Source organism: Streptomyces sp. NPDC087787, assembly GCF_044743035.1.
Classification (GTDB): Bacteria; Actinomycetota; Actinomycetes; order Streptomycetales; family Streptomycetaceae; genus Streptomyces.
This window is the reverse complement of the sequence record NZ_JBIUVQ010000013.1, coordinates 63509-88754: the sequence shown is the minus strand read 5'-3', so window position 1 is coordinate 88754 and position 25246 is coordinate 63509. Positions and strand designations below refer to the sequence as shown.

General features: G+C 73.9%; 22 protein-coding genes. 9 read left to right on the top strand and 13 right to left on the bottom strand.

Annotation, left to right across the window (positions count from 1 at the left end; genetic code table 11):
- Nucleotides 1–145: 145 nt before the first annotated feature.
- Together ACIOWN_RS21365 and sigJ are read right to left on the bottom strand one after the other, a co-directional pair.
- A complete protein-coding gene (locus ACIOWN_RS21365) occupies nucleotides 146–907 on the bottom strand; it encodes a GntR family transcriptional regulator (protein ID WP_401983110.1) in 762 nt (253 codons plus the stop codon).
- A 202-nt stretch (nucleotides 908–1109) separates the two neighbouring features.
- Nucleotides 1110–1991 (bottom strand): RNA polymerase sigma factor SigJ, encoded by an 882-nt coding sequence (gene sigJ / locus ACIOWN_RS21360; RefSeq protein ID WP_362352652.1) that lies wholly within the window; start codon nucleotides 1989–1991, stop codon nucleotides 1110–1112.
- Between the two features lie 181 nt (nucleotides 1992–2172).
- On the opposite strand from sigJ, the gene ACIOWN_RS21355 reads away from it, so the two are divergent.
- From ACIOWN_RS21355 to ACIOWN_RS21340, 4 genes are all read left to right on the top strand, one after another.
- Nucleotides 2173–3003, top strand: a complete 831-nt coding sequence (locus ACIOWN_RS21355; protein ID WP_362352649.1) for an alpha/beta fold hydrolase — start codon at nucleotides 2173–2175, stop codon at nucleotides 3001–3003.
- A gap of 129 nt (nucleotides 3004–3132) precedes the next feature.
- On the top strand, nucleotides 3133–4554 hold the full coding sequence (locus tag ACIOWN_RS21350) for an SWIM zinc finger family protein (RefSeq protein WP_362352646.1): 1422 nt from the start codon (nucleotides 3133–3135) through the stop codon (nucleotides 4552–4554).
- Nucleotides 4551–7211, top strand: a complete 2661-nt coding sequence (locus ACIOWN_RS21345) for a DUF6493 family protein (RefSeq protein ID WP_401983109.1) — start codon at nucleotides 4551–4553, stop codon at nucleotides 7209–7211. Before ACIOWN_RS21350 ends, ACIOWN_RS21345 begins: the two co-directional genes overlap by 4 nt.
- Nucleotides 7212–7407: 196 nt before the next feature.
- Entirely contained in the window at nucleotides 7408–8850 is a 1443-nt protein-coding gene (locus ACIOWN_RS21340) for a GNAT family N-acetyltransferase (RefSeq protein WP_401983108.1), read from the top strand.
- A gap of 99 nt (nucleotides 8851–8949) precedes the next feature.
- Here the strand turns inward: ACIOWN_RS21340 and ACIOWN_RS21335 are convergent, their stop codons facing one another.
- Entirely contained in the window at nucleotides 8950–10167 is a 1218-nt protein-coding gene (locus ACIOWN_RS21335) for a trans-sulfuration enzyme family protein (protein ID WP_401983107.1), read from the bottom strand.
- Nucleotides 10168–10226: 59 nt separating this feature from the next.
- Between ACIOWN_RS21335 and ACIOWN_RS21330 the strand changes: the two genes are divergently transcribed.
- Nucleotides 10227–10733: an Lrp/AsnC family transcriptional regulator gene (locus ACIOWN_RS21330; RefSeq protein WP_362352638.1), complete on the top strand. Its 507-nt coding sequence runs from the start codon at nucleotides 10227–10229 to the stop codon at nucleotides 10731–10733.
- Nucleotides 10734–10797: 64 nt separating this feature from the next.
- Nucleotides 10798–12489, top strand: a complete 1692-nt coding sequence (locus ACIOWN_RS21325) for a DUF885 domain-containing protein (protein WP_362352635.1) — start codon at nucleotides 10798–10800, stop codon at nucleotides 12487–12489.
- Between the two features lie 57 nt (nucleotides 12490–12546).
- Here the strand turns inward: ACIOWN_RS21325 and ACIOWN_RS21320 are convergent, their stop codons facing one another.
- The 5 genes from ACIOWN_RS21320 to ACIOWN_RS21300 all read right to left on the bottom strand — a co-directional run bounded on the left by ACIOWN_RS21320 (nucleotide 12547) and on the right by ACIOWN_RS21300 (nucleotide 18806).
- On the bottom strand, nucleotides 12547–15540 hold the full coding sequence (locus tag ACIOWN_RS21320) for an AAA family ATPase (protein WP_401983106.1): 2994 nt from the start codon (nucleotides 15538–15540) through the stop codon (nucleotides 12547–12549).
- On the bottom strand, nucleotides 15537–16700 hold the full coding sequence (locus ACIOWN_RS21315; RefSeq protein WP_401983105.1) for an exonuclease SbcCD subunit D: 1164 nt from the start codon (nucleotides 16698–16700) through the stop codon (nucleotides 15537–15539). The genes ACIOWN_RS21320 and ACIOWN_RS21315 overlap by 4 nt, the downstream gene beginning before the upstream one ends.
- Nucleotides 16701–16806: 106 nt before the next feature.
- Nucleotides 16807–17433: a YigZ family protein gene (locus ACIOWN_RS21310; RefSeq protein WP_401983104.1), complete on the bottom strand. Its 627-nt coding sequence runs from the start codon at nucleotides 17431–17433 to the stop codon at nucleotides 16807–16809.
- 93 nt (nucleotides 17434–17526) lie between these two features.
- On the bottom strand, nucleotides 17527–18075 hold the full coding sequence (locus tag ACIOWN_RS21305) for a histidine phosphatase family protein (RefSeq protein WP_362352625.1): 549 nt from the start codon (nucleotides 18073–18075) through the stop codon (nucleotides 17527–17529).
- On the bottom strand, nucleotides 18072–18806 hold the full coding sequence (locus ACIOWN_RS21300; protein WP_362352622.1) for a hypothetical protein: 735 nt from the start codon (nucleotides 18804–18806) through the stop codon (nucleotides 18072–18074). Before ACIOWN_RS21300 ends, ACIOWN_RS21305 begins: the two co-directional genes overlap by 4 nt.
- Nucleotides 18807–18952: 146 nt before the next feature.
- Between ACIOWN_RS21300 and ACIOWN_RS21295 the strand changes: the two genes are divergently transcribed.
- A complete protein-coding gene (locus tag ACIOWN_RS21295; RefSeq protein WP_362352619.1) occupies nucleotides 18953–19360 on the top strand; it encodes a CoA-binding protein in 408 nt (135 codons plus the stop codon).
- Nucleotides 19361–19514: 154 nt separating this feature from the next.
- On the top strand, nucleotides 19515–20432 hold the full coding sequence (locus ACIOWN_RS21290) for a hypothetical protein (protein WP_362352616.1): 918 nt from the start codon (nucleotides 19515–19517) through the stop codon (nucleotides 20430–20432).
- Here ACIOWN_RS21290 and ACIOWN_RS21285 read toward each other — a convergent pair.
- Genes ACIOWN_RS21285 through ACIOWN_RS21275 form a run of 3 tightly spaced genes read right to left on the bottom strand, consistent with a single transcriptional unit; the run spans nucleotide 20396 to nucleotide 22650 of the window.
- On the bottom strand, nucleotides 20396–22273 hold the full coding sequence (locus ACIOWN_RS21285) for an aKG-HExxH-type peptide beta-hydroxylase (protein ID WP_362352613.1): 1878 nt from the start codon (nucleotides 22271–22273) through the stop codon (nucleotides 20396–20398). The genes ACIOWN_RS21290 and ACIOWN_RS21285 overlap by 37 nt on opposite strands.
- Complete coding sequence (locus ACIOWN_RS21280) at nucleotides 22270–22440, bottom strand: hypothetical protein (protein WP_401983103.1); 171 nt, start codon at nucleotides 22438–22440, stop codon at nucleotides 22270–22272. The genes ACIOWN_RS21285 and ACIOWN_RS21280 overlap by 4 nt, the downstream gene beginning before the upstream one ends.
- Before the next feature lie 39 nt (nucleotides 22441–22479).
- Nucleotides 22480–22650: a hypothetical protein gene (locus ACIOWN_RS21275; protein WP_362352607.1), complete on the bottom strand. Its 171-nt coding sequence runs from the start codon at nucleotides 22648–22650 to the stop codon at nucleotides 22480–22482.
- Between the two features lie 120 nt (nucleotides 22651–22770).
- Between ACIOWN_RS21275 and ACIOWN_RS21270 the strand changes: the two genes are divergently transcribed.
- Nucleotides 22771–23970, top strand: a complete 1200-nt coding sequence (locus ACIOWN_RS21270) for a hypothetical protein (protein ID WP_362352604.1) — start codon at nucleotides 22771–22773, stop codon at nucleotides 23968–23970.
- Nucleotides 23971–24035: 65 nt separating this feature from the next.
- On the opposite strand, the gene ACIOWN_RS21265 is transcribed toward ACIOWN_RS21270, so the two are convergent.
- Both ACIOWN_RS21265 and ACIOWN_RS21260 read right to left on the bottom strand, forming a co-directional pair.
- On the bottom strand, nucleotides 24036–24590 hold the full coding sequence (locus tag ACIOWN_RS21265; RefSeq protein WP_362352603.1) for a YbaK/EbsC family protein: 555 nt from the start codon (nucleotides 24588–24590) through the stop codon (nucleotides 24036–24038).
- Nucleotides 24591–24633: 43 nt separating this feature from the next.
- Nucleotides 24634–25206 (bottom strand): XRE family transcriptional regulator, encoded by a 573-nt coding sequence (locus ACIOWN_RS21260; RefSeq protein ID WP_362352600.1) that lies wholly within the window; start codon nucleotides 25204–25206, stop codon nucleotides 24634–24636.
- Nucleotides 25207–25246: the final 40 nt, after the last annotated feature.

Below are 25246 nucleotides of genomic sequence, written 5' to 3'. Positions count from 1 at the left end.
AGGTTCGCCGGTCCCAGTGACGGCCGCTGGCCCCGGCGACGAACCAGCCGGGGGGGCAGCCGGGGACCGCCCCTCCCGGTGCCGGCCGACCGGTTCGGGGCGGGTGACGCCGGCCAGGAGGCCTGCCGGTCAGAAAGCCCGTCGGCTAGGACGCCTGCTGGTGCGGGCCGTGGTGTATTTCCACGCCGCCCGAGTCGCCGAAGGTCAGGCGGCAGGTGTCGGCGCGGTAGGTGGCGACGGAGATCGCGGCCGTGCGTCCCTCGACGACGAAGCGGGTGGTGACGACGAGGACGGGGGCGCCGGGCAGCCGGTCGAGCTCCTTGGCGTCGTCCGCGCGGGCCGAGCCCAGCTCGACCGAGCGGTCCTGGCCCTCCAGCCCGAGGCGGTGCAGCTCGCGCAGCACGGCACGCGCGCGTGCCGGCCCGGAGGACGCGTCGATGGCGCTCAGGTCGGGCACCGACGCGTCCGGAACGTAGAGCAGCTCGGCGGCGACCGGCTGGCCGTGGCTCATCCGGGAGCGGCGCACCATGTGCACGGGCTCCTCGTGGCCGATCTCCAGGGCGTCGGCGATCGCGGCCGGCGCGACGGCCCTGGTGCAGTCGACGCTCTGCCAGGCGTCGCCGGACGCTCCCGGCCAGGCGTGCTGCTCGGTGCCGACGGCCACACCCACGCGTGGGGGTGCGACGGTCGTACCGACACCGCGGCGGCGCTGCAGCCGTCCCTCCAGCTCCAGCTGCTCCAGCGCCTGGCGCAGCGTGGCACGGGCCACGCCGAAGCGGGCGGCGAGCTCTCGTTCGTTGGGCAGGATCTCGCCCACCGAGAACTCGGAGTCCAGTGCCTCGCTGAGCAAGGTCTTGAGATGCCAGTACTTCGGCTCCGGCACCGATTCCAGCTGCGTGGTCCCCACCCTGTCCTCCGCAATCGCCGTGATCCGGCCGCGTTTTAGCGCCCTTGTTTATTAAAGGTTGTTGTACTTATCTGCGACGATAAGGCGGCCCCCACCCTTGGTCAAGACCAATCCTCGTTCCCTGGGACGGCGCGCAGGAGCATGTCGCGCGGTGTTCACAAGCCGTTCGCACGACGCCGGAAGCGCCGGGAGCCGGCTGGGTTCAGGCGGTCAGGGACCGCAGCTTGTCGGGGTTGCGGACGATGTACACGGCCTGGACGCGCCCATCGCCCACGTCGAGCTGGAAGACGCTGTCGGGCTTGCCCCCGGACAGGATCAGCACGGCGGGGCCGCCGTTGACCTCCAGGAAGCGGACGGACGGATCCGGGACGCCCTTGTGCGCCACGCCGACCAGGAAGCGGCCCACCTTGTCGGCGCTCTCCAGGACCCGCAGCGGCGCCCTGGCCTTGCCGCCGCTGTCGCCCACCAGGCGGGCGTCGGGCGCGAGCAGCGACATCAGCCCCTGCAGGTCGCCGCCCGCCGCCGCGGCCAGGAACCGCTCGGTGAGGTCGCGACGCTGGTCGGGGTCGGCCTCGTAGCGCGGCCGTCGTTCGCCGACGTGCCTGCGGGCCCGTCCGGCCAGTTGGCGCACCGCGGGCTCACCCCGGTCGAGCAGGGCGGCGATCTCCGCGTACGGACAGCCGAAGGCCTCTCTCAGGACGAACACCGCGCGTTCCAGCGGCGACAGCGTCTCCAGGACGACCAGCACGGCGAGTGACACGGAGTCGGCCAGGACGGCCCGCTCCTCCGCGTCCGGGACGGTCTGCGCGAGATCCGTGACCAGCGGTTCCGGCAGCCAGGGGCCGACATACGTCTCGCCGCTCGCCTTGATCCGTCGGAGCCGGTCGACGGCGAGCCGGGTGGTGACCCGCACCAGGTAGCCACGCGGCTCGCGCACGGCGGTCCGGTCGGCGGCGGACCAGCGCAGCCAGGCCTCCTGGAGCACGTCCTCGGCGTCCGCGACCCGCCCGAGCATGCGGTAGGCGACTCCCATGAGGACCGGGCGGTGCTCTTCGAAGACTTCGGTGCCGGTATCGGTGGTCACGCCCCTCATCCCAGCCGACGTCCGGTGTTCGTGTCCAGGCGCGCCGGGCCGGGGTGCGCCCTCCGTGGCCGAAGAACGGCGTTGGCGTTTCGAGCCTCGTCCCGCCCGGGGGCTACCGGTCGGTAGCAATTGCTGACAGTCTGTCTACCACCGTTGTCGGCGTCCCCCACGAGGAGCACCCATGTCCGCCACCGTCTCCATCGAGGTCCCCTCCGCGCACGGCCCGCGGACCGTGCGCCTCTCCTACGCGCGCGTGGGCGACGGCGAGCCGCTCCTCCTGCTGCACGGCATCGGACACCACCGCCAGGCCTGGGACCCGGTGGTCCACCTGCTCGCACCCGAACGCGAGGTGATCACCGTGGACCTGCCGGGCTTCGGCGCCTCCCCCGCGCTGCCCGAGGGGCTCCGGCACGACCTGCCCACGATGAACGTGGTCCTGGGCGCCCTGTGCGAGGCGCTGGAGATAGAACGGCCCCATGTGGCGGGCAACTCCCTGGGCGGACTGCTGGCCCTGGAACTGGGCCGCGAAAAACTCGTACGGTCCGTCACCGCGCTGGCACCGGCGGGGTTCTGGACGCAGTCCGAGCGGCGCTACGCCTTCGGCGTGCTGCGGACGATGCGCGCGCTCGCCCGGCGGATGCCGCTGCCCCTGGTCGAGCGGCTCTCCCGGACGGCGGCCGGCCGCACCGTCCTGACCAGCACCATCTACGCCCGCCCAGCCCGCCGTTCGCCCGAGGCGGTAGTGGCCGAGACCCTGGCCCTCGCGCGGGCGAGCGGATTCGAGGAGATCCTCCGGACGGGCGTCGGCGTCCGCTTCACTGACGTCCTGCCCGGCATCCCCGTCACCGTGGCCTGGGGCACCAAGGACCGGCTGCTGGTACGCCGCCAGGGAGTGCGCGCCAAGCAGATCATCCCCCGGGCCCGGCTCGTGCGCCTGCCCGGCTGCGGGCACGTCCCGATGAACGACGACCCGGCCCTGGTCGCGCGCGTCCTCCTGGACGGCAGCCGCTGACCGATCGTCCGACCGGGCACCACCACCGCGTGCGCCCCGCCCTCGGCGACGCCCGCCTCTCCCCCCTTCCGCGAAGGGGGTTTCCACAGGTCGAGGCCGGTTGTCAGTGGTCGCTTCTACGGTTTTTCCATGACGCGATCCTTGCAGGCCGTGGCCTATTGCCGACCCTCCGCGCTGGAGCCCTCCGCGGGCGGACAGCTCCTCGGACTTGAGACGTCCAGGGGTGCGACGCCCTCGGGAGTCCAGGACCATCCGCGGTTCTTCGCAGGCTTCCTGACGTCTCCTCAGGTGGCCTCAGCCGGGCTGCTGGCGGTGGCGGACGTGGCGGCCGCCCGTTACTACCAGCCGCAGTTGCGCGCCTCAATCGACCCGGTGGTGACGGGGAACGGCGACCGGTTGCGCTTCGAGTCCTTCTCCGGCTGCTGCGGGGTGTACGCGCGCCTGGACGTGCTGCGCTCCGGCCTGGACGGCGGCGAGGTGGGGCACGGCACGACGAACGTCGACGTCAACAACCCGCTGCGCGAGGCGCTGTCCCGGATCGGCTCGGACGATCCGCTCCATATGCGGGTGGGCCCGGAGGAGCTGGCCGTGACCACCCTGGACGGACCCGTGGTGGAGAAGAAGGTGCCGCTGCCGGACCGTTGGCTGCGCGGGTTCGCGGAGGCCCAGGTCATAGCCGCCGGCTTCGATCTGCGGGCCGAGCTTCCCGCGGCCGAGGCCGTGCGGTTCCTGCGGTCGCTGCCGCGGAGCGGGCCGCGCGGTGCCGGGGGCGGTCCGCGGTGGGTGGTTCCGGCGGGTCGCGTCCTGCGGCCGACCACCCGGCCCGTGCCGGGCGCGGTCTGCCTGCCCGGGCCCGAGCGGCTTGCCGCGCTGCAGCGGGTGCTGAGGCATGCGACCGCCCTGCGCGTGTACGGCCCGGCAGTCGCGGGCGCCGCCGCCACGGCCAGCGCCTGGGAGGCCGTCCTGCCCGGCATGCGGCTTACGCTGACGCTGTCGCCCGACGCCTCCCGCGGGTTCTCCGGCGAGGGCGGGGTGCTGGACGCGCTCGCCACCGACGAGGCGGCCGAGGACGCGGAGCTGATCGCGGTGCTGCTGGCCTGGGAACCCCGCGTCGACGTCGCCGACCTCGCCGCCTCCTCCGGGCTCACCCCCGAGCGGGTCCGGGCGGCGCTGGTCCGGCTCGGCACCTCGGGCCGGGTCGGCTACGACACCGCGGAGGCGGCGTACTTCCACCGGGAGCTGCCCTACGACGCCGATCGCGCCGAGCGGCACAACCCGCGTCTGCGGGCCGCCCACGCGCTCGTCGCCGCGGGAGCGGTCGCCCTCGACGGCGCCCTGGCGACGGTGACGGCCGAGGACGGGCACGCGCACCGGGTGCGTGAGGACAAGGGCGTGCTCAGCTGCAGTTGCCAGTGGTGGGCGAAGTACCGGGGCGGGCGCGGGCCCTGCAAGCACGCGCTGGCGGTGCGGATGGCTCGGCGGGGCGCTGCCTCGTCGGAGAAGGACCTTGTGGAGCAGGACGTGGCACGAGTCGACGGGGGTGTGCGATGACATCGCTGATGGGGGCAGTGCGGGCCGGGCAAACGGCCGAGGTGATCGGCCTGCTGAACGCCATGACCGACGCCGAACGCCGGGCGTTCTTCCCGGAGTTGAAGGAGCTGCGCAAGGAACTCAGAGCGACCCGCTGGGACACGCCGTCCCGCCTCGCGTACCCGGCGCTGTACGTGGCCGGGGTCGCGTGCCAGACCGGCGCGGCCGGCGTGGCGAGCTGGATCTCGGCCGCCGACATGCGCTGGCCGGGAGTCTCCCCCGCCGTGCTGCTCCGCGTCCTCGCCGACCGGGAGACCGGCTGGCTCGCCGATCTGGCGGACCGGCTCGCCCAGCGGCCCGCCACCGCGCGGGTGCCCTACGAGCTGATGTCCGCCCTGGTGCGCCTGGCGGGCTGCCCGGTGCCGACGACCGACGCCTATGTACGGGGCTGGGCCCAGCAGGTGGGCGGCGAGTGGCGGCACGGCAACACCTTGGTGGAGCGGCTGCGCACGGACCCGCACCTCGTACCGCTCGTGGCCGCGCTCTTCGAGGTGAACGACATCGGCGGCCTGCTGCAATGGGCGGCCGACGAAGGACCCGGCAGCTGGCACGGGGCGCTCGGGCAGCTCACGACGGAGGGCCGACTCGACCGGAGGGCCACCGTCGACGCGTGCGTGGCCCGCCTGCTGCGGGGCGGCACGACCGCCGACCACCGGGCGTTCCTGCGGGTGCTGACCTCCCTGACGCTGACACACGAGGAGCAGCGGGAGCGGGTGGCCGACTGGATGGCGCTCGCCTCGGACGCGGTGTCCCCGGTGGCTTCGCACGCCCAGTCGGTGCTGGGCTCACTGGCCCTCGAGGGGCAGCTGTCGCATCGCCGCCTGGCCGAGGTCTCCGGTGCGGTGCTGTTCCGGCCGGAGCGCAAGCTGGTGCGGGCCCAGCTCGCGCTGCTCGGCAAGGCACTCTCCCGGGACGCCGCGGCGGCCGACGATCTGCTGCCCGCCGTCGCGCAGGCCTTCGGGCACGAGGACGCCGGTGTGCAGGAACGGGCGCTCAAGCTCGCCCAGCGGCATGTGAAGAAGGTCCGCTCCGCCGAGGTGCGTGCCGAAATCGCGCTCGCGGCAGAGGAGCTGATCCCTCCGCTGCGCTCGCAGGCGGTCGGATCGCTGGGCGCGGCACCGGTGGACGCGGCCGCGGCGTACGAGGAGGTGCTCCCGCTGGTCCCGGAGCCGGCGCGTCTCGCCCCCGCGGCGGCCTCGGTCGTCGAACTCGCCGAGGAGGTGGGGGCCGCGCTGGAGTCCGACACCGACGTGACCGGTTTTGAACGCGCCCTGGACGGGCTGGTGCGCCACGCTCACCGCGACCGCGACGCCCTGCTCCAGGCGCTGGAACCGGTGATCTCCCGCCGGTGGTGGGACGGCACCGACCAGTACTACGACCTGCGGCTCAATCACCAATTCGGCGACGGCCGGGGCAGCTTCGACGCGTCCGGGGGCCTGGACCTGCTGCTCGTCACACTGCGGGGAAAGCTGGAGACCGGCACGCTGCGCGCCTCGTGCCGGGCCAGGACACCGGCCCGTACCTGCGTCCACACCGCGCTCTCCCAGGCCTTCGACGCCCGCCTGTGGGAGGTGGCGTACCGGATGCGCATGGATCCCCTGCCGTTCCTGCTCTCGACGCCCACCTGGAGCACGGGCCTGCTGGAGCCGGACGAGCTGGTGGAGCGGCTCGACGCGTACCGGCGTCTGGGAGCACGCGTGTCGGAGGCCGACTTCGCGCAGGCGCTGCTCCGGGTGCGGCGCGCGGACCGCCCGGCGGCAGCGGCGGCGGCGGAACGGGCGGCGGCCCTGGGCACGGCGGAGGGGAGGCGGCTCGCCCGCTGGCTGACCGCCGGCGCCCCCGTGCTGCCGGCGATCCGGCGCCGCACATCGGCCTCGCGGATACTGGCGGAGTCCGGTGAACTCCTCGAGCTGCAGGACGACTTCCCCGATGCCTTCCGCGCGCTGGGCGACCCGTCCAGCGCCTTCGCGGAAAGCCGCTACTGCCACCACTGGGACTACTCCACGCGCCCCCACTGGCTGGCCGTGCTGCCCGAACTGCGGGAGCTGGTGGCCGTGCGGCTCCTGCGGGACCTGTCCTCCCTGGCCGTCGACGACACCAGGGGCACCGCATCCGTCCTTCCGCCGCTGGCCGAGTCCGGCGGTGAGGCGGGCGAGGCGACGCACCTGTGTGTGGCGTACGGGCTGGGCGCCCGGCACCCGGAGGACCGGCTGGCCGCCGTGGACGCGCTGCTCGTCCTCGCCGCGCGCGGGCAGCTGGACGTCTCCCGCCTGGGCGCGGACCTCGGAGAGCTGGTGCGGGACGGCGCGGTGAAGCCGCTGCGGCTGACGGAGTCGCTGCGCACGGCCGCGGCCACGGGGGCGTACGCCACCGTGTGGGGTCTGCTCGGCCACGCCCTGCCGCCGCTGCTCTCCGGCCTCGCCGCCGACAAACCGGACGGGCCGGTGCGGGGGCTCGGTGATTTGCTGGCCGTGGCGGCCGAGTGCGCCGAGCGGTCGGGGGCGCGGGGCGACCTGCCGCACCTCGCGCGCGCGGCGGACCGGGGCGGCACGTCGCGCCTGGTCGCGCAGGCCCGCCGGCTGCGCGGCGCGCTGGCCCCGGATGCGGCCGCCGCCTGACCCGGCGCACGGCCGGCGGGCCTCTGGAAACCATCACAACGACTTACGACCCCTACGCCAACTACGACAACTACGCCGCCTACGACGACTACACGGAACAACCTCACGAAACGACGACGAAAGGTGCGAACATCGCTTTACTCATCGGTCACAGCGCGTTCGCGATCACGCAACACCGTTCCGCCACAGTGGTCGTATGACTGGAGAAGTGTCGAACACGACGTGGTCGAAGCACGGACGCCGGGCGCATCACTGGCGGCGGGACCTGGTCGAACTGGCCGCGCTCTTCACGGCCGTCGCCGTGGCCGACGCGGTGGCGAACCTGATCGGCCACGGGCCCGGGGGTCCCACCCTGCTGATGATCTCGGCGTTCGCCCTGGTGGCCACGGCGGCCTTCCACACGTGGTGGGCACGCCGTCACGGTCACGCACCGCCCGCGGACCATACCGGCGCCCGGCCGCTCACCGCCCAGCAGGCCGGGCCGCCGGCCGCCGGCCCCGCGGCGGCCGATGCGGCGCCGGGCGACAGCGCGCTGTGGCGGATGCGGACGACCGTGCGGGACGCGCCGGGTTCGCTGGCCGCGCTCTGCGCGGCACTGGCCGCCCGGCACGTGGACATCCTCAGCCTGCAGGCGCATCCGCTGGCCGAGGGCACGGTGGACGAGTTCCTGCTGCGCGCTCCCGGCGCGCTCGAGGCGTCGGACATCACCCGGGCGGCCGCGCTGGCCGGCGGTGCCGACACGTGGATCGAGCGGGCCGACGCGCACGATCTGGTGGACGCGCCCACACGGGTCCTGGGCCTGGCCACGCGCACGGCGCTCGACGCGGCGGAACTCCCGCTGACGCTGCGGCAGTTGCTGGGGCGGTGCACCATCCGTTCGCTGCCGGACCGGCCGGCCCCGGCCGGGGGCTCGCGGGAGGTGCCGGCCGAAGGGGCGCTGGAGGACACGGTGATGCGGCTGCGGGCGCCGGAGGGCGGGACGATCACCGTGGAGCGGCCGTACCTGCCCTTCACGCCCACCGAGTTCGCGCGGGCGCGCGCCCTGGTGGAGCTGGACACCCGGCTCGGACCGCGCGTTCCGCGCGGCCAGGACGTGCTGACGCTGCCCGAGGGCGACGCGATCACCGTGCGCAGGGCCGGCGCCGGCGACCTCGCGGCGGCCCGCGAGATGCACGGCCGCTGCTCGGTGCGCACCCTCGGCCTGCGTTACCACGGGCCGGTCGGCGACGCCGACCGCTATCTCGACCACCTGCTGAGCCCGCGGTTCGGCCGTACCCTGGCCGCGCGGACCGCCTCCGGGCGGATCGTCGGCCTCGGCCATCTGCTGTGGGACGGCGACGAGACCGAGGTCGCGCTGCTCGTCGAGGACGCCTGGCAGCGCCGCGGCGTCGGCGGCGAACTGCTGGGCCGGCTGGTGGCGATGGCCGTCGAGGCGGGCTGCGCGAGCGTGTACGCCGTGACGCAGGCGGCGAACACCGGCATGGTCGCCGCCATGCGGGGCCTCGGCCTGCCGCTCGACTTCCAGATCGAGGAGGGCACCCTGGTCGTCACGGCCCGGCTGGACGCGACCCCGGTGGCCTCCCGCCTGCCGTACGACGCCGAGCGGGCGCGGTACGAGGCTTCCCGCCCGCGGGACTGAGCAGCGGCCTCGGAGGGTGCGCGGCCCGGAAGCGTCCGGCCGCGCGGCCCGGCGCCCGGTCCAGGACCGCCGGGCCGCGCGGCCTCCGGGCCGCCCGGCTCAGCTCATCGCCTGGTGCAGCCCCCTCACCTGCGGCTGTCCCGGCCGCGCCCCCAGCGCCCGGTCCAGGTCGGCCCACAGGTCCTCGACGTCCTCCAGACCCACCGACATCCGCAGCAGCCGGTCGCCGACCCCGGCGCCGCGCCGGTCGTCCGCGTCGACGATGCGATGGCTGATGGACGCCGGGTGCTGGATCAAAGTGTCGACGCTGCCGAGACTCACGGCCGGCGTGATCAGGCCGACGCCGCCGATGACGTCGTGCGGGTCGCCGTGCACCTCGAAGGCGACCATCGCACCGCCGATGGACGGGTAGTGCACCCGGGCGACGCGCGGATCGTCCGCCAGGCGGGCGGCCAGTTCCGCGGCGGTGGCGGAGGCGGCCCGCACCCGGACCGGAAGCGTGGACAGCCCGCGCAGCAGCAGGTATCCGGCGAGCGGGTGAAGCACCCCGCCCGTGGCGAACCGCACCTGCCGCAGCCGTCCGGCGAGTTCCTCGTCGCAGGCCACCACACCGGCCATCACGTCGCCGTGGCCGCCCAGGTACTTGGTGGCGCTGTGCAGCACCAGGCGCGCACCCTGCTCGGCGGGGCGCTGCAGCACAGGGGTGGCGAAGGTGTTGTCGGCGAGAAGCGGCACGGAGCCGCAGGCGTGGGCGACGGCCCGCAGATCCACCTCGGCCAGCGTCGGGTTCGCCGGTGTCTCGACCATGACCAGGCCGGTGTCCGGGCGCAGCGCGTCGGTGATCCCGGCCGGGTCGGTCCAGGTCACCTCGGTGCCGAGCAGCCCGGCGGTGAGCAGGTGATCGCTGCAGCCGTACAGCGGGCGCACGGCGACGACGTGCCGCAGACCCATGGCGGACCGGGCGAGGAGGACCGCGCTCAGCGCGGCCATGCCGCTGGCGAACGCCACCGCGGACTCGGTGCCCTCCAGCCGGGCCAGGGCGGTCTCGAAACGGGCGACGGTGGGGTTGCCGAGCCTGCCGTAGACCGGGGTGCCGTCGAGTTCGGCGCCGTCGGTGGCGAAGGCGTCGATGCGGGCGGCCTCGGCGCGGCTGTCGAAGGAGGGGTAGGTGGTGGACAGGTCGATCGGCGGGGCGTGCAGTCCCTGCCGGGCGAGGTCGTCACGGCCGGCGTGCACCGCCTCGGTGGCCAGTGCTCTGGGTGCGGGGCGTACGTCGTCGTACGCGGGCGTGCTCGCGGAGTCCAAGGGCGTGTCCATGACCGAAGGGTGAACAGCGGCCGGGATCACGGGCGCGAAGGCCGTGCTACGTTCGCCCCATGGCCGAATCCGTCGTACTGGATCCGGTGGATCTGCATCTGCTGCGGCTGCTGCAGAACGACGCCCGGACCACCTACCGCGACCTCGCCACGCAGGTCGGGGTCGCTCCGTCGACCTGCCTGGACCGGGTGGCCCGGCTGCGCCGCTCGGGGCTCATTCTCGGCCACCGGCTGCGGCTCGACCCCGCCAAGCTGGGCAGGGGTCTTCAGGCACTGCTGTCGGTGCAGGTCAGACCGCACCGGCGGGAGCTGGTGGGACCGTTCGTGGAACGGATCAGGGCGCTGCCGGAGTCGCTGACCGTGTTCCATCTGACCGGCCCTGACGACTATCTGGTCCATGTCGCGGTCGCGGACATGGCCGACCTCCAGCGCCTGGTCCTCGACGAGTTCACGGCCCGGCGCGAGGTGGCACGGGTGGAGACCCGGCTGATCTTCCAGCAGTGGGACTGCGGCCCCCTGCTGCCGCCCGGCGCGCAGCCGGGCACGCCCTCGGCGAAATCGGACTGAACACGGCCCGGTGCCGGGTAAACCGGGCTGACGTGAGCCGCCCGTCCGTACGAGGATGGTCGGCATGTCACAGACCAAGAACCAGCTGCCCCGTCAGGTCGCCGACGCGTACGTCGACGAACTCATCGCCCTCGACCCGCTCACCGGCACCTATCTCGGTGTGAAGGAGAGCTCGAGCAGGCTGCCCGACACCTCGCCCGCCGGCCAGCAGGCGCTCGCCGGCCTCGCGCGCACCACCCTCGCTCGGCTGGACGAGGCCGAGCGGCAGCCCGGCGCGGACAGTGACATCGAGCGCCGGTGCGCCCGCCTGCTGCGCGAGCGCCTGACCGCGGAACTCGCGGTGCACGACGCCGACGAGGGCCTGCGCACGGTGAGCAACATCCACAGCCCGGTGCACTCGGTGCGCGAGGTGTTCACGATCACCCCCAGCGCCACCGACGAGGATTGGGCCGCGATCGCCGAGCGCCTGCGGGCCGTGCCGGCCGCACTGCGCGGCTACCGCGAGTCCCTCGCCCTCGGCCTGGACCGCAAGCTGTACGGCGGCCCGCAGCCGACGGCGATCTTCATCGAGCAGCTCACCGAGTGGTCGGACACCGACGGCAAGGGCCGCGGCTGGTTCGAGGACTTCGCCGCCGAGGGCCCCGAGTCCCTGCGCGCGGAACTGGACGAGGCCGCCCGTACGGCGAACGCGGCCCTCGTGGAGCTGCGGGACTGGATGCGCGACGTGTACGCGCCGACGATCGGCGACGCCCCGGACACGGTCGGCCGTGAGCGCTACGCCCGCTTCTCGCGCTACTTCAACGGCACGGACCTTGACCTCGACGAGGCGTACGCGTACGGCTGGTCGGAGTTCCACCGGCTGCTCGGCGAGATGAAGCAGGAGGCCGAGAAGGTCCTGCCCGGCGCCGAGACCCCGTGGGTGGCCCTCGCGCACCTCGACGAGCACGGGACGCACATCGAGGGCGTCGACGAGGTCCGCCAGTGGTTGCAGGACCTGATGGACGAGGCGATCGAGGCGCTCGACGGCACCCACTTCGAACTGGCCGAGCGGGTGCGGAAGGTGGAGTCGTGCATCGCCCCGCCCGGAGGTGCCGCGGCGCCCTACTACACGGCGCCGTCCGCCGACTTCTCCCGGCCGGGCCGTACCTGGCTGCCGACCATGGGGCAGACCCGCTTCCCGGTCTACGACCTGGTCTCGACCTGGTACCACGAGGGCGTCCCCGGCCACCATCTCCAGCTCGCCCAGTGGGCGCACGTGGCCGACGACCTCTCGCGCTACCAGGCCACGGTCGGCGGGGTCAGCGCCAACGCCGAGGGCTGGGCGCTGTACGCGGAGCGCCTGATGGACGAACTCGGCTTCCTGACCGATCCGGAGCGGCGGCTCGGCTATCTGGACGCGCAGATGATGCGGGCGGTCCGCGTCATCATCGACATCGGCATGCACCTGGAGCTGGAGATCCCGGCGGACTCGCCGTTCCACCCGGGTGAGCGCTGGACGCCGGAGCTGGCGCGGGAGTTCTTCGGCGCGCACAGCAGCCGCCCGAGGGACTTCGTGGCGAGCGAGCTGATCCGCTATCTGTCGATGCCCGGCCAGGCGATCGGCTACAAGCTGGGCGAGCGGGCCTGGCTGCTGGGCCGGGAGAAGGCCAGGGAGCGCCACGGTGCCGCGTTCGACGCGAAGGCCTGGCACATGGCGGCCCTGTCCCAGGGTTCGCTGGGCCTGGACGACCTGGTGGACGAACTCTCCCACCTGTGAGCCCGGCCGGGGCGGCCGTCCTCCGGCCGCCCCGGCGGTCCCACGCACTCGCTCCGCTCAGCCCGCCCCGCGCAGCCGTACGGCCGACCCCGACCTGTCCTTCACCACCTCGAGTTGGGCGTGGACGCGCCGCCGCAGGTCGGCGACGTGGCTGACGATCCCGACGCTGCGGTCGCGTTCGCGCAGGGAGTCGAGGACGTCGAGGACCTCGTCCAGGGTCTGGTCGTCGAGGCTGCCGAAGCCCTCGTCGATGAAGAGGGTGTCCAGGCGCACCCCGCCTGCCTCGTCCGTGACGACGTCCGCGAGGCCGAGAGCGAGGGCGAGCGAGGCGAAGAACGTCTCGCCGCCCGAAAGGGTCGCCGTGTCCCGCTCGCGGCCCGTCCAGGCGTCGACGACGTGCAGTCCGAGACCGCTGCGGCCGCGGCCGGCCCGGTCGTCGGAGTGGACGAGGGTGTAGCGGCCGGACGACATGCGCCGCAGGCGTACGGTCGCGGCGGCGGCCACCTGTTCCAGGCGGGCCGCGAGGACGTACGACTCCAGGCGCATCCTGCGCTCGTTGTCGGCCGAGGTCCCCGCGGTGAGGGCGGCGAGGCGGGCCACACGGTCGTACTCCTCCCGCAGTGGGGCCAGTCGGCGTACGCCGGTCGCCGCGCGTGCGGAGAGCCGGTCGAGTTCGTCGCGACGGCGGTCGGCGGCGTCCCGCGCGGAGACGGCCTCGCGCAGCCGCCGGTCCGCGTCGGCCTCTGCGGCCTCCGCGGCGGTGAGGTCGGCGGGCGGCTGGTGGGCGGCGTCCGCGGTGTCGGCCTCGGCGAGGACCGCGCGCACGGCGGCCTCCTCCGTGTGCCAGGCGTCCAGGCGCCGTTGCAGCTCGCGGTGGGCGGCGTCGTCGAGGAGGGCGGCGGACGCGGCCCCGGGGGTGTCGAAGCCGGCCCGGAACGCGGCCTCGGCGAGACGTCCGTCGGCGTCCTTGAGCCGCTCGGCGCTGTCCTCGGCGGCGCGTGCGGCGTCGGCGGCCCCGGTGAGCAGTGCCGCACGCCGCTCCAGTTGGGCGGCCCGCTCGGCGACGGTCCCGGCGGTTCCCCTGGCGTGGGTCAGCTCCGCCTCCAGGGCGGCCTTCTCCCGCTCCAGGCTCTCCCGCAGGGCCAGCCGGGAGGTCGCACGGAGTTCGGCCTGCCTGCGGTCGGTCAGCCGCCGCTCGCACTCCTGCTCGGCGCGGTGCAGTTCCTGCCGCGCCGCGTGCAGGGCGGAGCCATCCCGGCGGGCTTGAGCCAGCTCGGCTTCCAGCTCCCCGGCTTCCTCGGCGAGTTGTGCCGTGGCGGTGTCGCCCGCCTCGGCGGTGGCGGCGGCCAGCTCCTCGCGTACGGCGCCGAGGCGGCGCTCGTCGCGGGCACGCTGTTCCTCGGCTCTCTGGTGCTCGCCGAGCGCGCGCTCCTCCGCCTCTCGGTCGACGTGTCCGGCGACCTTGCGCGCGGGTGCGGGGTGTTCGGTGGCGCCGCAGACGGCGCAGGGCTCTCCGTCGGCGAGACTCGCGGCGAGTTCGGCCGCGATGCCGTTCAGGCGCTGCTCCTTCAGTTCCAGCCAGTGGTCCTTGGCGTCTGCGGCGGCCTCGGCGGAGGCGAGCGCCCGCCGCCGCGCCTCCTCGGTGTCCGCGGCCAGTGCGTCGCGCACCCGGGCGGCGGCGAGTCGCCGGCGCGCGGGTTCGAGCCGCAGGGCGAGGCCCTCGGCCCGGGCGGCCGCCTCCTGGGCGGTGTCGATGCGCGTGCGCAGCTCCGATCGGGCCGTCTCCCAACCCGCGAGCCAGGCCTCGGCCTCCTGGAGCACGTCGTCGTCGGCTCGCTCCTCCCGGTCCGCCGCGGCGCGCTCGGCGACGACGTCGGCCAGGCGCCGCTCGGCACGGCGGGCCGACTCCAGCCCGCCCAGTTCCTCGGCGGCCCGGCGGGCTGCGGCGGCCAGTCCGGCGGCGCCGGAGTCGGCGAACTCCGCCGGGAGCGCCGCACGCGCGCGTGCCTCGGCGGCGGCCGCCCGGCGGTGCCCGGCGTCGGCGGCCTCGCGCAGCTCCAGCGCCGGTGCCACCATCTCGGCCTTGCGCCCCCGCTCCATGCGTGCCTGAGCCTCCCGGTGGGCACCGGACCGCTCGGCGAGGCGCTCGGCGCGCTCCCGGGCCTCGGCGTACCGCTGTTGCAGCCGGGCCGTTTCGCGTACCCGGTGCAGCGCCGCCTCGGCGTCGGCGTGGGCGGACTCGGCGGCCGTGAGCCGGCAGCGGGCGACGGTCAGCTGCTCGCGCGCGGTGGCGCGGGCGACGGCGGCCGCGGTGAGGACGGCCTGTGCCAGGCCGGGCTCGCCCGGCGCGAGTTCGGGCAGCTCCATGGCGTCGCCCGCCGCCTGCTGCATCCGGTGCGCGTCGGCCAGCAGCGCCGCGTCGCCCTCGCGCACCCGGGCCTCGGTGGCGCGCCGACGCTCGGCGAGACGCTTCTCCACCGCGGCGAAACGGTGCGTGTCGAACAGCCTTCCGAGCAGCTTGCCGCGGGCCTCGGCGTCGGCGCGCAGGAACCGTGCGAAGTCGCCCTGAGGCAGCAGGACGACCTGGCAGAACTGCTCGCGGCTCATCCCGAGCAGCTGGGTGATCTCCTCGCCTGTCTCCTGGTGGGAGCGGCTGAGGTCCTTCCAGGCGCCGGCCGTCGAGTCGTACTCGCGCAGCAGGCTCTGCGCCTTGTCGAGCGTGGTGCCCGTGCCGCGCTTCTTGGGGCGCTCCCAGGGCGGCAGGCGGGTGACCTCCAGGCGGCGTCCGGCGACGGTGAGGTCGAGGGTGACCCGCGTGCGGGTGCCCGCGGCGGCGTGGTCGCTGCGCAGGGTCGTGCCCTGTCCGCTCTGCCGGGCGCCGGGGACCGCGCCGTACAGCGCGTAGCACACGGCGTCCAGGACGGAGGTCTTGCCTGCGCCGGTGGGGCCGTGCAGCAGGAACAGCCCGGCGGCCGACAGCGTGTCGAAGTCGATCGTCTGCGAGCCGCCGAAGGGGCCGAACGCGGTGATGTCGAGCCGGTGCAGCCTCACCGCGACACCTCCCGTACCGCCTCGTCCGCCCGGACCTCGTCGAACGTCTCGCGCAGCACCGCCCGTTCGTGCTCGTCGGGTGCCGCGCCGCGCACGTGGGCGACGAAGTCCTCCGCGATCTGCTGGTCGCCGCGGCCGGCCAGCCGGCGGGCGTAGGACACGTCCGGCTCGCCGGGCGCGCGTTCGGGCTCGAAGACGAGGCTGAGGGTGTGCGGGAAGCGCTCGGTGAGGCGGGCCATGGGTTCGGCGGGGCGGACCGGGTCGGTGAGCGTCGCCTCGACCCACGCCTCGCGGTGGCGGGCGAGGTCCGGGTCGGCGAGCAGGTCCTCCAGGGTTCCCCGGATGCGGGCCAGGGCGCGCGGGACCGGGCAGTCGACCCGCTCGGCGCCCGCGAAGCCGTCGGCGTCCAGGTCGACGAGCCACATGCTCTTGCGGTGGGCGGCCTCGGAGAAGGAGTACGGCAGCGGGGAGCCGGAGTAGCGCACGCGCTCGGTGATGGTCTGGCAGCCGTGCAGATGCCCCAGGGCGGTGTAGTCGACGCCGGCGAACACGCCCGCGGGGACGGCGGCGACCCCGCCGACGGTGATGTCCCGTTCACTGTCGCTGGGCTCGCCGCCGGTGACGAAGGCGTGCGCGAGGACGACGGAGCGGGTCCCACGCGCACGCGTGGCGAGGTCGGCGCGGACCCGGTCCATGGCGGCGCCGAGCACCGCCTCGTGGCCTGCGCCGTCGACCGCGAACTCGTCCTTGACCAGGGCGGGTTCGAGGTAGGGCAGACCGTAGAGGGCGACCTCGCCGTGGGTGTCCGGGAGGACCACCGGGGTCCCGCACGCCGACGGTTCGGTGCGCAGGTGGATGCCCGCCCGGTCGATCAGTCGCGCGCCGACGCCGAGACGGCGGGCCGAGTCGTGGTTCCCGGAGATCATCACCGTGGGCACGCCGAGGCCGGCGAGCCGGTGCAGGGCGTCGTCGAAGAGCTCGACCGCCGCCAGTGGGGGCACCGCGCGGTCGTACACGTCTCCCGACACGACCACGACGTCGACGTCGCGCTCGCGCACCGTCGTGATGAGGTGGCCGATGAACTCGGCCTGGGCGTCGAGCATGTTCACGCGGTGGAACGCCCGGCCCAGATGCCAGTCGGAAGTGTGCAGGAGCCTCATGGTCCTCGAAGACTAACGGCCGGGTCTGACATCACGGGCGGATACTTCCGTATCGACCGTCACGCACGACGCCACACCGGGCGATTGGTGCGATATGCCCGATGTGTTACGCATCTCCGTAGGCCTCGCCGCCCAGTTCGAACCCCGCGGTGCCGGCCGTGGCGTCCGCGAGCCATCCCCGGAAGGCGTCCACGTCGGCGTCCGGCAGGCCGATCTCCAGGGTGACGGCCTCGCCGTAGCGCACGTCGCGCACCTCGCGCCCGGTGGACCTGAGGTCGTTCTGCACCTTGCCGGCCCGCTGGTGGTCCACGGTCACGGTGGCGATGCGGAACCTGCGGCGGGTGCGGGTGCCGAGCGTGTCCAGGGCCTCGCCCACGGCTCCGCCGTAGGCCCGGATGAGACCGCCCGCGCCGAGCTTGACGCCGCCGTAGTAACGGGTGACGACGGCGACGACGTACCGCATGTCGCGGCGCAGCAGCATCTGGAGCATGGGAACGCCCGCGGTACCGCCCGGCTCGCCGTCGTCGCTCGCCTTCTGGATCCCGGCGTCGGCGCCGATGACGTACGCCCAGCAGTTGTGCGTGGCGTCGGCGTGCTCCTTGCGGACGGCGGCGACGAAGTCCTGGGCCTCCCGCTCGGTGGCCGCCGGGGCGAGAGCGCACAGGAAGCGCGAGCGGTTGATCTCGGTCTCGTGCACGCCCGCGCGTGCGACTGTGCGGTACTCGTCCTGCATCGGTCCAGCCTATGCGGCGCCCGAGCCGGTGCCGCAGGAGGGTTCGCTCCGGACGACCGGGGGAAGGCCCGGCCGCCGGCACGCGTGCGCGGTTCAGCGCCGCTTCTTGGTGCCCCTCGGCACAATCAGCTCCGTCAGGAGGGCGGCGTCCGGGGTGAGGGACGGCCAGCCGGGGCCGTACCAGGACAGGACGGCGATCGCGGAGGTCGGGAACTTCGTCCGGAGTCGCTCCAGCGTGTCGTCCAGACCGTCGCCGGCCAGTTCCAGGACCAGGTCCTCCAGGCCCGGGTTGTGGCCGAGCAGCAGCAGCGTCTCCACCTCCGGCGGCGCCTCGCGCACCGCGGCGAGCAGCTCGGGCGCGTCGGCGGCGTACAGCCGACGGTCGTGGCGCACCGGCGGCGGGGTGCCCCACTGGTCGGAGGCCAGGTCCCAGGTCTGCCGGGCCCGCAGCGCGGTGGAGCACAGCGCGAGGTCCGGAAGGCAGTCGGCCTCGGCGAGCGCGCGACCCGCCGCGGGCGCGTCCCGGCGGCCGCGGGGCGCGAGAGGGCGGTCGTGGTCGGCGACGCCCTCGGGCCAGGCGGACTTGGCGTGCCGCAGCACCACCAGGCGGCGCAGCGGGCCGGCTCCGGTGCGGGCGATCACGGCGTACGCCCCAGGTCGCGTGTGAGGTCGACGCCGAGCAGCCGGTCCGCGTACGCGTACGTCTCGAAGCGGGCGCCGTCCGCCAGGTCCGGATCGGTGCCGACCCACTCCAGGACCCGCAGGACGGCCGCCACGTCCAGGTCGTCCTCCCAGGCACCGCGCAGCCGTCCGCGCACCTGGTCGGGGACCGGCCGGGAGGGCCGGCGCGCCCACTCGGCGACCGCCGCGCGCCATCGCGCCAGCGTCTGCCGGGCGTCGTCCAGCGCTGCCTCGTCCAGCCGCACGGGCCGGGTGTGGCGGCGGCTGAGCAGCGCCAGGCGCCAGGCGGCGGGGTCGTCGTCGTGCGCGGGGACGGACGGTACGGCCGCGTCGACGGGCGCGACGGCGACGCGGACTCCCCCGGCCGCGGTGTCGGCGCCCTCAACGACCACATGGACGGCCTGGGCCTCGCCCCAAGCGGTGCCGGCGCCGCGGCCGTCCTCGAAGGGGCGGATGCCGAGGGCGGCGGCGGCCGCCCGCAGCTCCTGCTCCTGTTCCCGGCCGCCGGACAGCAGTGGCCACACGGGCGTGCCGTCCAGTTCGAGGGCGCGGGTGAGGATGTCGGCGACCAGCAGCACGCGCACGCCCGAGGCGTCGCAGCCGGACGCGTGCGCCTCGACACGGGTCAGCCCATGACGGACGGGGGCGGCGTCCACGGGCTCGCCGGTTCGGGCGTCGATGATGCGCAGCACGGCCCGAGCGTAGGCCGCCGGACGGCCGCGCGCAGTCCGGCGGGCGCGTTCCGGACACTGCGGCGCGTTCCGCACCGGCCGGGAATCGCCGGGCGGCGCCCGTCGTTGCCCGGACGGAAACCCCTCCCGAGACAAGGAGACCGCTGGTGTACGGCGACGCTGCGACCATCCGGAAGATCCTTACCGAGCACGGTGACACCTGGGCGGTCGTGGGGCTGTCCTCGAACCGCGGCCGGGCCGCGTACGGCGTCGCCGAGGTGCTGCGGCGCTTCGGCAAGCGTGTCGTGCCGGTCCACCCGAAGGCGGAGACGGTGCACGGCGAGCAGGGGTACGCCTCCCTCGCGGACATCCCGTTCGACGTGGACGTGGTCGACGTGTTCGTCAACAGCGATCTCGCCGGCCAGGTCGCCGACGAGGCCGTCACCAAGGGCGCGAAGGCCGTCTGGTTCCAGCTCGGAGTGATCGACGAGCCCGCCTGTGAACGCACCCGCGCGGCAGGCCTCGACATGGTCATGGACCGCTGCCCGGCCATCGAGATCCCCCGCCTCGGCTGACCCGCACCGCATAAGCAGTTTTGACGCCGTGCATCAGCAGCTTTACTGACCCGCCCTACGGTGCGCGTATGACTTTGCGTGCCGCGCCGACCACACGGGCCGCCGGACGCGGGACACTTCGGTCACGACTGCACACCGGCGGGGGAGGGCGGACGTGGAGGAGCCACAGCACAGCGGGGTCAGCGCGGCTCTCGCGGCTTTCATCTCCGCTGTCGTCTCGGTGGTGCTCACCATCGCGGGCACGCTGGTGGGCATCAGATCCAGTGCCTCGCAGGCGGAGCTGTTCCTGGTGCTCACCTGGCTGCTGATCGCGGCGTCCATCGCGTCGGGCCTGGTAGCCCTGTGGCTGGTGGCCGACAGCATCCGCAAGGACGTGCGAAAGCTCGCGCACCTGCGCGATCTGGAGGCGTACGTTCCGCGGCTCATCCGGTTCCGCCGGCGGCACGACACCTTCGTCATCGCCGGCGACGGCACCGCGACGCTGCGGATCTCCTGCGATGTGGAGTCGCCGGACGCCGCGGTCGTCCCGTGGATCTCCTTCCCCATGATCGCGGAGGTGGCGCAGGACCATCCGCCGTGGACGAGCATCACCGTGCGCCGTGTCAGCGTGGACGGGGTGGATTCAGACCCGGCCATCGCCTTCATCCAGAGAGAGCGCAAGATACCCGCCGAACCGACGGCCCTCGACGGACGTCTGGTCGAGTCCGGCGCGGTGCGCGTACCCGTATCCCTGGAGCCGGGCCGCACCCGCTGCACCTTCACGGTCGAGCTGGATCTCTTCGGGGCGTTCGATTTCATCGGCCACGAGGAGAAGTGCTACACCGATGTCTCGTACGTGACCGACAACCTCGAAGTCACCGTCACGGGCCGCGACGGCCTCGCGATCTCGTGCTCACCGTATGCGCAGAACCGTGTGGAGGCACAGCAGTTGGGCATGGAAATGCCCGACGCTCCCGAGTCGCAGTTGCAGTCGCGGTACTGCCGGGCGGGCGACGGTGTGCGGTGGAAGACGGGGCAGGCCAAACTCGGATACCGCTACGCCATCCCCGTCCGCGGACGTCCGGGAACCTGACCGCCGACCGGCAGGCGGTTGGCGAGCCAGGTGGCGAGCGCCTCCGGCTGCGGCGCTCCCGGTTTCGCCCGCAGGCGCCGGTGGACGGCTCGTACGAGCTGGGGCCGGCGCAGCAGGAGCGCGGCCCCGGGACCGGGTTCCAGGGACGACCAGGCCAGCGCCAAGCCGATCCAGGAGGACGGACGGTCGGGGTCGTCCGCGAGTTCCGCCCGGTAGCCGTCCATTGCGTCGGCCCACCGTCGTTCGGCGAGGGCCAGGTCGGCCGCCGTCGCCCCGGTCGACGCGGCGAGGTCCGGGTCCAGGGACGACGAGCCCGCCCGGGCCGTGCGGCGCAGAAGGTCGGCGCGGGCCAGGGACCACGGGCCGTCGGGCTGCGGGACGAGTGTCTCCGTGTACCTGAGTACAGTGTTGGCGCCGGGATCCTTCTGCCATGCGCGGGCGAGGTCGGCCACGGCACTCGGATCGGGCCGCAGATGCCGCAGCCGCCATCCGGCCCGGTGGTCGGCGGCCACCGTATTCCCCGTCAGCGCCGCGGTGTGCGGCGGCGTGACCGGCGGAGCCTCTTCCCAGGCGCTGAACCGTTCTTCGATCGCCTGGAGGAAGCGGCTGCCCGCCTCGGTCAGGCTCGGGTCGGCCCGCAGAGTGCGGACAGCCTCCCGTGTCGGCCGCTCCCATCGCGCGCAGGCGAACGCGGCGCCGTCGGCGATGACGTCGTCCCGGGAGCCGAGCGCGGCCCGCCAGAACTCCGTAACACCGAAGAAGGCGCAGACGCCCTGCAGCAGCCCCGCGGCGGGACGCGGGTCGTCCCGCCAGGGTGCGTAAAAACGCCGCTCCTCGGCCTGCTCGTCCCGCCGGATCAGGGGGACCAGGCGGAGGAGTCCGCCCAGCAGGATGTGCTGGAACTCGTGCACGAGGATCTCAGCGAGGTCCTCGGCGGCGTGCGGGCGGGCGACGGCCATTCCCGCGAACGCCTCACCGCTGGAGGCGCTGATCAGCGGAAAGCGGCTGGTGAAGGGATACGGGGCGATGGCGTCCAGGCCGGCGCTCATGGCATCTGCCCGGCCGGAGAGGTGACGGCGGATCAGGTGCCAGGCCTCGTCGAGCATGGCCTGCCACGTGACGACCTCGGCGTCCTCGAGACGGTGCGGATCGAGCGTCTCGTAGAGCCCACGGTAGGGGTCGAGGTCGTCCAGCCGCACGGACAGGGCGTGCGCGCCTTCCCCGCATTCGAGGCGCCGCAGCGCCCACCAGCCGGGCGCGTCCTGGCCGAGGTCTGCAGGCAGTCGTACGGTGCCCCCGTCCATCTCGACGCGGGACGTTCCGTCGCGGGAGACGACCCTGGCCACGGACCATCGCGCCTCCGGTTCGGCCGGAGAGCGGGCCAGGCCCAGCGTGGGCAGAGGGACGGTTCCGTTCCTGGCCGGCACCCGCACGTCCACGTCCATGCCCGCGTGGAGCGCCGCGGCGGCGGCGACGCCGTGGAGATGGCCGAGATGCACCCACGCCGGCGCGGGATCGGTGGGATGTCCGCGGCGCAGCCGGCGCAGGGTGAAGCCGGCCCAACCGGCGACGTACGGATAGGACAGCACGGATTCCAGGGCCGCGGGCGCGGTCTGCTGGACGTGGTCCAGCAGTTGCCACGCCGACTCCGGCGGAGGGAGGGGCCCCGTGGACTGGGGGGATGCCGCGGCCTCGTCCCGGATGGCGCGCAACAGCAGCAGGGTCCGACTGCGCTCGGCGTTTCTGATCTCCCGGACGACGCCAGGGCCCGAGGTCCCTCGGGCGATGGCGTCGACGGTACTCCAGGAGATCCGGTGGCTGGTGAGCCCCGTGCCGGTCAACCGATGCGCTCCGCGCCGGCGCCGCCGCCGGTACTGGCGGCGACGGCGGCCACCTTGTCGCTGTCCGCGCCGATCCACTGCAGGCCGCGGTGCAGCGTGATGTCATCACTGCCGAGCAGCTCGTGGAGCTGCACGGCCCTGAGGTCCGGTATCTGAGATTCGATCACGTCGGTCGGCTCCCTTGCCCGTGGGCTGGTGACAGATACTCAGTCGATACGCTCGGCTCCGCCGCCCGGCTCGCCGCCGCCGGCGCAGACGGCAGGCACACCGTCGCACTGACGGGTCACCCAGTCGAGAGCGGCGGCCGTACCCGCGTCGCTCGCACGGCCCAGATCGGCCAACATCACACCGCTCAGATCAGGCAGTTCGGTCTCCACGAGATTCTCCGTCCTTTCCGGGGCAAGTCCTCGGGAAATCGCCCATCATCCGAGTATGACTCCGTCCACCGAAGCCCGGAAGCCCTGCCGTCACCGACCGCAGACCGGAATCGTGCCCTCATGAGCGCGCCGCTCTACGAGGAGTTGGAGCGCGTCCTTCGCGGCTGGCACCGGTACGAGACCGAGTCGGGGAACCCGCCGGTCGTCGACTTCGACTGCGCTCCGGCGTCGGCCCCGGCCGCACTGGGCAGACTGGCCGCCCACCGGCGTCTGCGTACGCTTCTGACCCGTGGGCGACAGGCGGGTGACCGGCGTCTGGTGCGCGAGACGGAGGCTCATCTCACCTACCTCGCCGCCCTGCTCGGCGAGTGCCCTCCCCTCGACTCCTATGTGTGCCGCACCCAGGGCTGCGACGCACGGGGGTGGCCGGCCGACTACATCACGGCCCGCGGCGAAGCGGCTCGCCGCCTCCTGGCCGAGGCGGGGGTCGCCTGGGGGCCGCACACCGAGCACGACCTGAGCCGCACCGAGGGCGTCATCAGTGCCGAAGAGGCTGCCGAGGCGATCCGTCACGAGGCAGCCGTGTTCGAGCCGCGCGTGCGCGCCGCGGTGGGCACGACGGCCGCGTACGACCTCACCGTCGAGACGGTCCGGGCGGACGCCTACTGGTCGTACTGGCTGGACGGCGCCGGACGGACCGTACGGCTGCGCGTCAACCTGAAGCGGGCGGCCTTCACCATCGTCCAGGCCCGGATGTTCGCGCTCCACGAGGTCCTCGGGCACGGGCTGCAGAGCGCCGGCTTCCACGCGGCCTTCGTCAGGGACGAGTTCCCGTGGCTGCCGCTGCTCACCGTGCACTCGCCCTGCCAGGTCGCTCTCGAGGGGCTGGCCCAGGCGCTGCCGCTCTTCGTCGCCGCCGACGACCGGCCGCTGATGACCCGCGTCCGGCTGGAGCACTACTTGCAACTGGTCCGCGCAGAACTGCACCTGGCGATCAATGCCGGCGTGAGCGTCGACGCGTGCGCCGCGCACGCCGTGGCGCGGGTGCCCTTCTGGGACGACGCGGAGATCGCGGACCTGCTCGCCGACCGGGGCAGGGATCCGCTCCTGCGCTCGTACCTGTGGGCGTACCCGGCCGGCCTCGACTGGTTCGCCGCGCTCGCCGAGGCCCCGCCCGCGACGGCCGCCGGCGTTCTGCGCGCGGCCTACAGCAGGCCGCTCCACCCGGCCGACCTCACCGATCTGTGGCCCGAGGGCCCGGCGATCGGAGGCCCGGGGGGCCGGACGGCCCCGACGCTCGAACCCCGCTTCCTCGCCTAGCGCGACACGGCGGATGCCAGGACCCGCCGTATCGGTCGAGATCCCCTGCCACTGGGCCGCCGCGGTCAGACGCCCAGGCCCTCCAGCACCACCGCGCCCGGGAGTTCCGCGAACGCCTTGCCCGGGACCAGGAGTTTGCCGCGGCGGCGGCCGCTGCCGACCAGGACGTAGGGGAGGTCGACGACGCGGGAGTCGACCAGGAGGGGCCAGGCGTCGGGCAGTCCGATCGGGGTGATGCCGCCGTACTCCATGCCGGTCTCCCCGGTCGCCACCTCCATGGCCGCGAACGAGGCCTTGCGGGCGTCGAGTTGGCGGCGCACGACGCCGTTGACGTCGACGCGCGTGGTGGACAGGACCAGGCAGGCGGCCAGCCGGGTCCCGCCGCCGCGCCGGCCCGCCACGACCACGCAGTTCGCGGAGGTCTCGAGCAGGTCCTGGCCATAGTGCCCGACGAAGACGGCGGTGTCGGCCAACTCCGGGTCGGTCTCGACGTACAGGATCTGGTCGGCCGGGACACAGCCGTGCCAGTGGCGTACGGCGTCGGCGACCGGGCGGGTCAGCTCGTCGAGGCAGTCGGGGGCGGGGGTGGCCTGGTCGAAGTTCCCGATGGGTGCGCGCATGACCGCACGCTAACAGCCGCGCCGGGCGGTGCGGCGGGGCGTCTCAGTGCACGGGCGGGACCGACACGGCCATCAGCATGTCCATCGGCTCGGCGCCGCCGTTGGCGTACGTGTGCGGGGTATCGGCCTCGAAGGAGGCGCTCGCGCCCGCAGGCACGCGGTACTCCACCGCGTCGACGGTGAGCGTCAGCTCCCCCGCGGTGACGTGCACCAGTTCGACGGTGCCGGTGGGATGCGGGTCGGAGGGGCTGCCCTCGCCGGGCATCAGGCGCCACTCCCACATCTCCAGCGGCCCGGGTGCCTCGACACCCGCCAGGAGCCGGTTGAAGCTGCCCGCGTCGGTGTGCCACAGGCGGACGGCCTGGTCGGCCGGGACGACGCGGACCCGGGGGCCCTGCTCGTAGTCGAGCAGGGTGGTGATGCTGACGCCGAGCGCGTCGCCGATCTTGACAACGGTGCCGAGGCTGGGATTGGTGCGGGCCTGCTCGATCTGGATGAGCATGCCGCGGCTGACTCCCGCGCGGGCGGCGAGTGTGTCCAGGGTGAAGGCCCGCTCGGTACGCCAGCGTTTGACGTTGCGCGCCAGGGACTGGGTCAGCAGTTCGAGGTCCGACACATTCCGTCCAATATTTTGGATGACAGAGTTTACTTCGCTG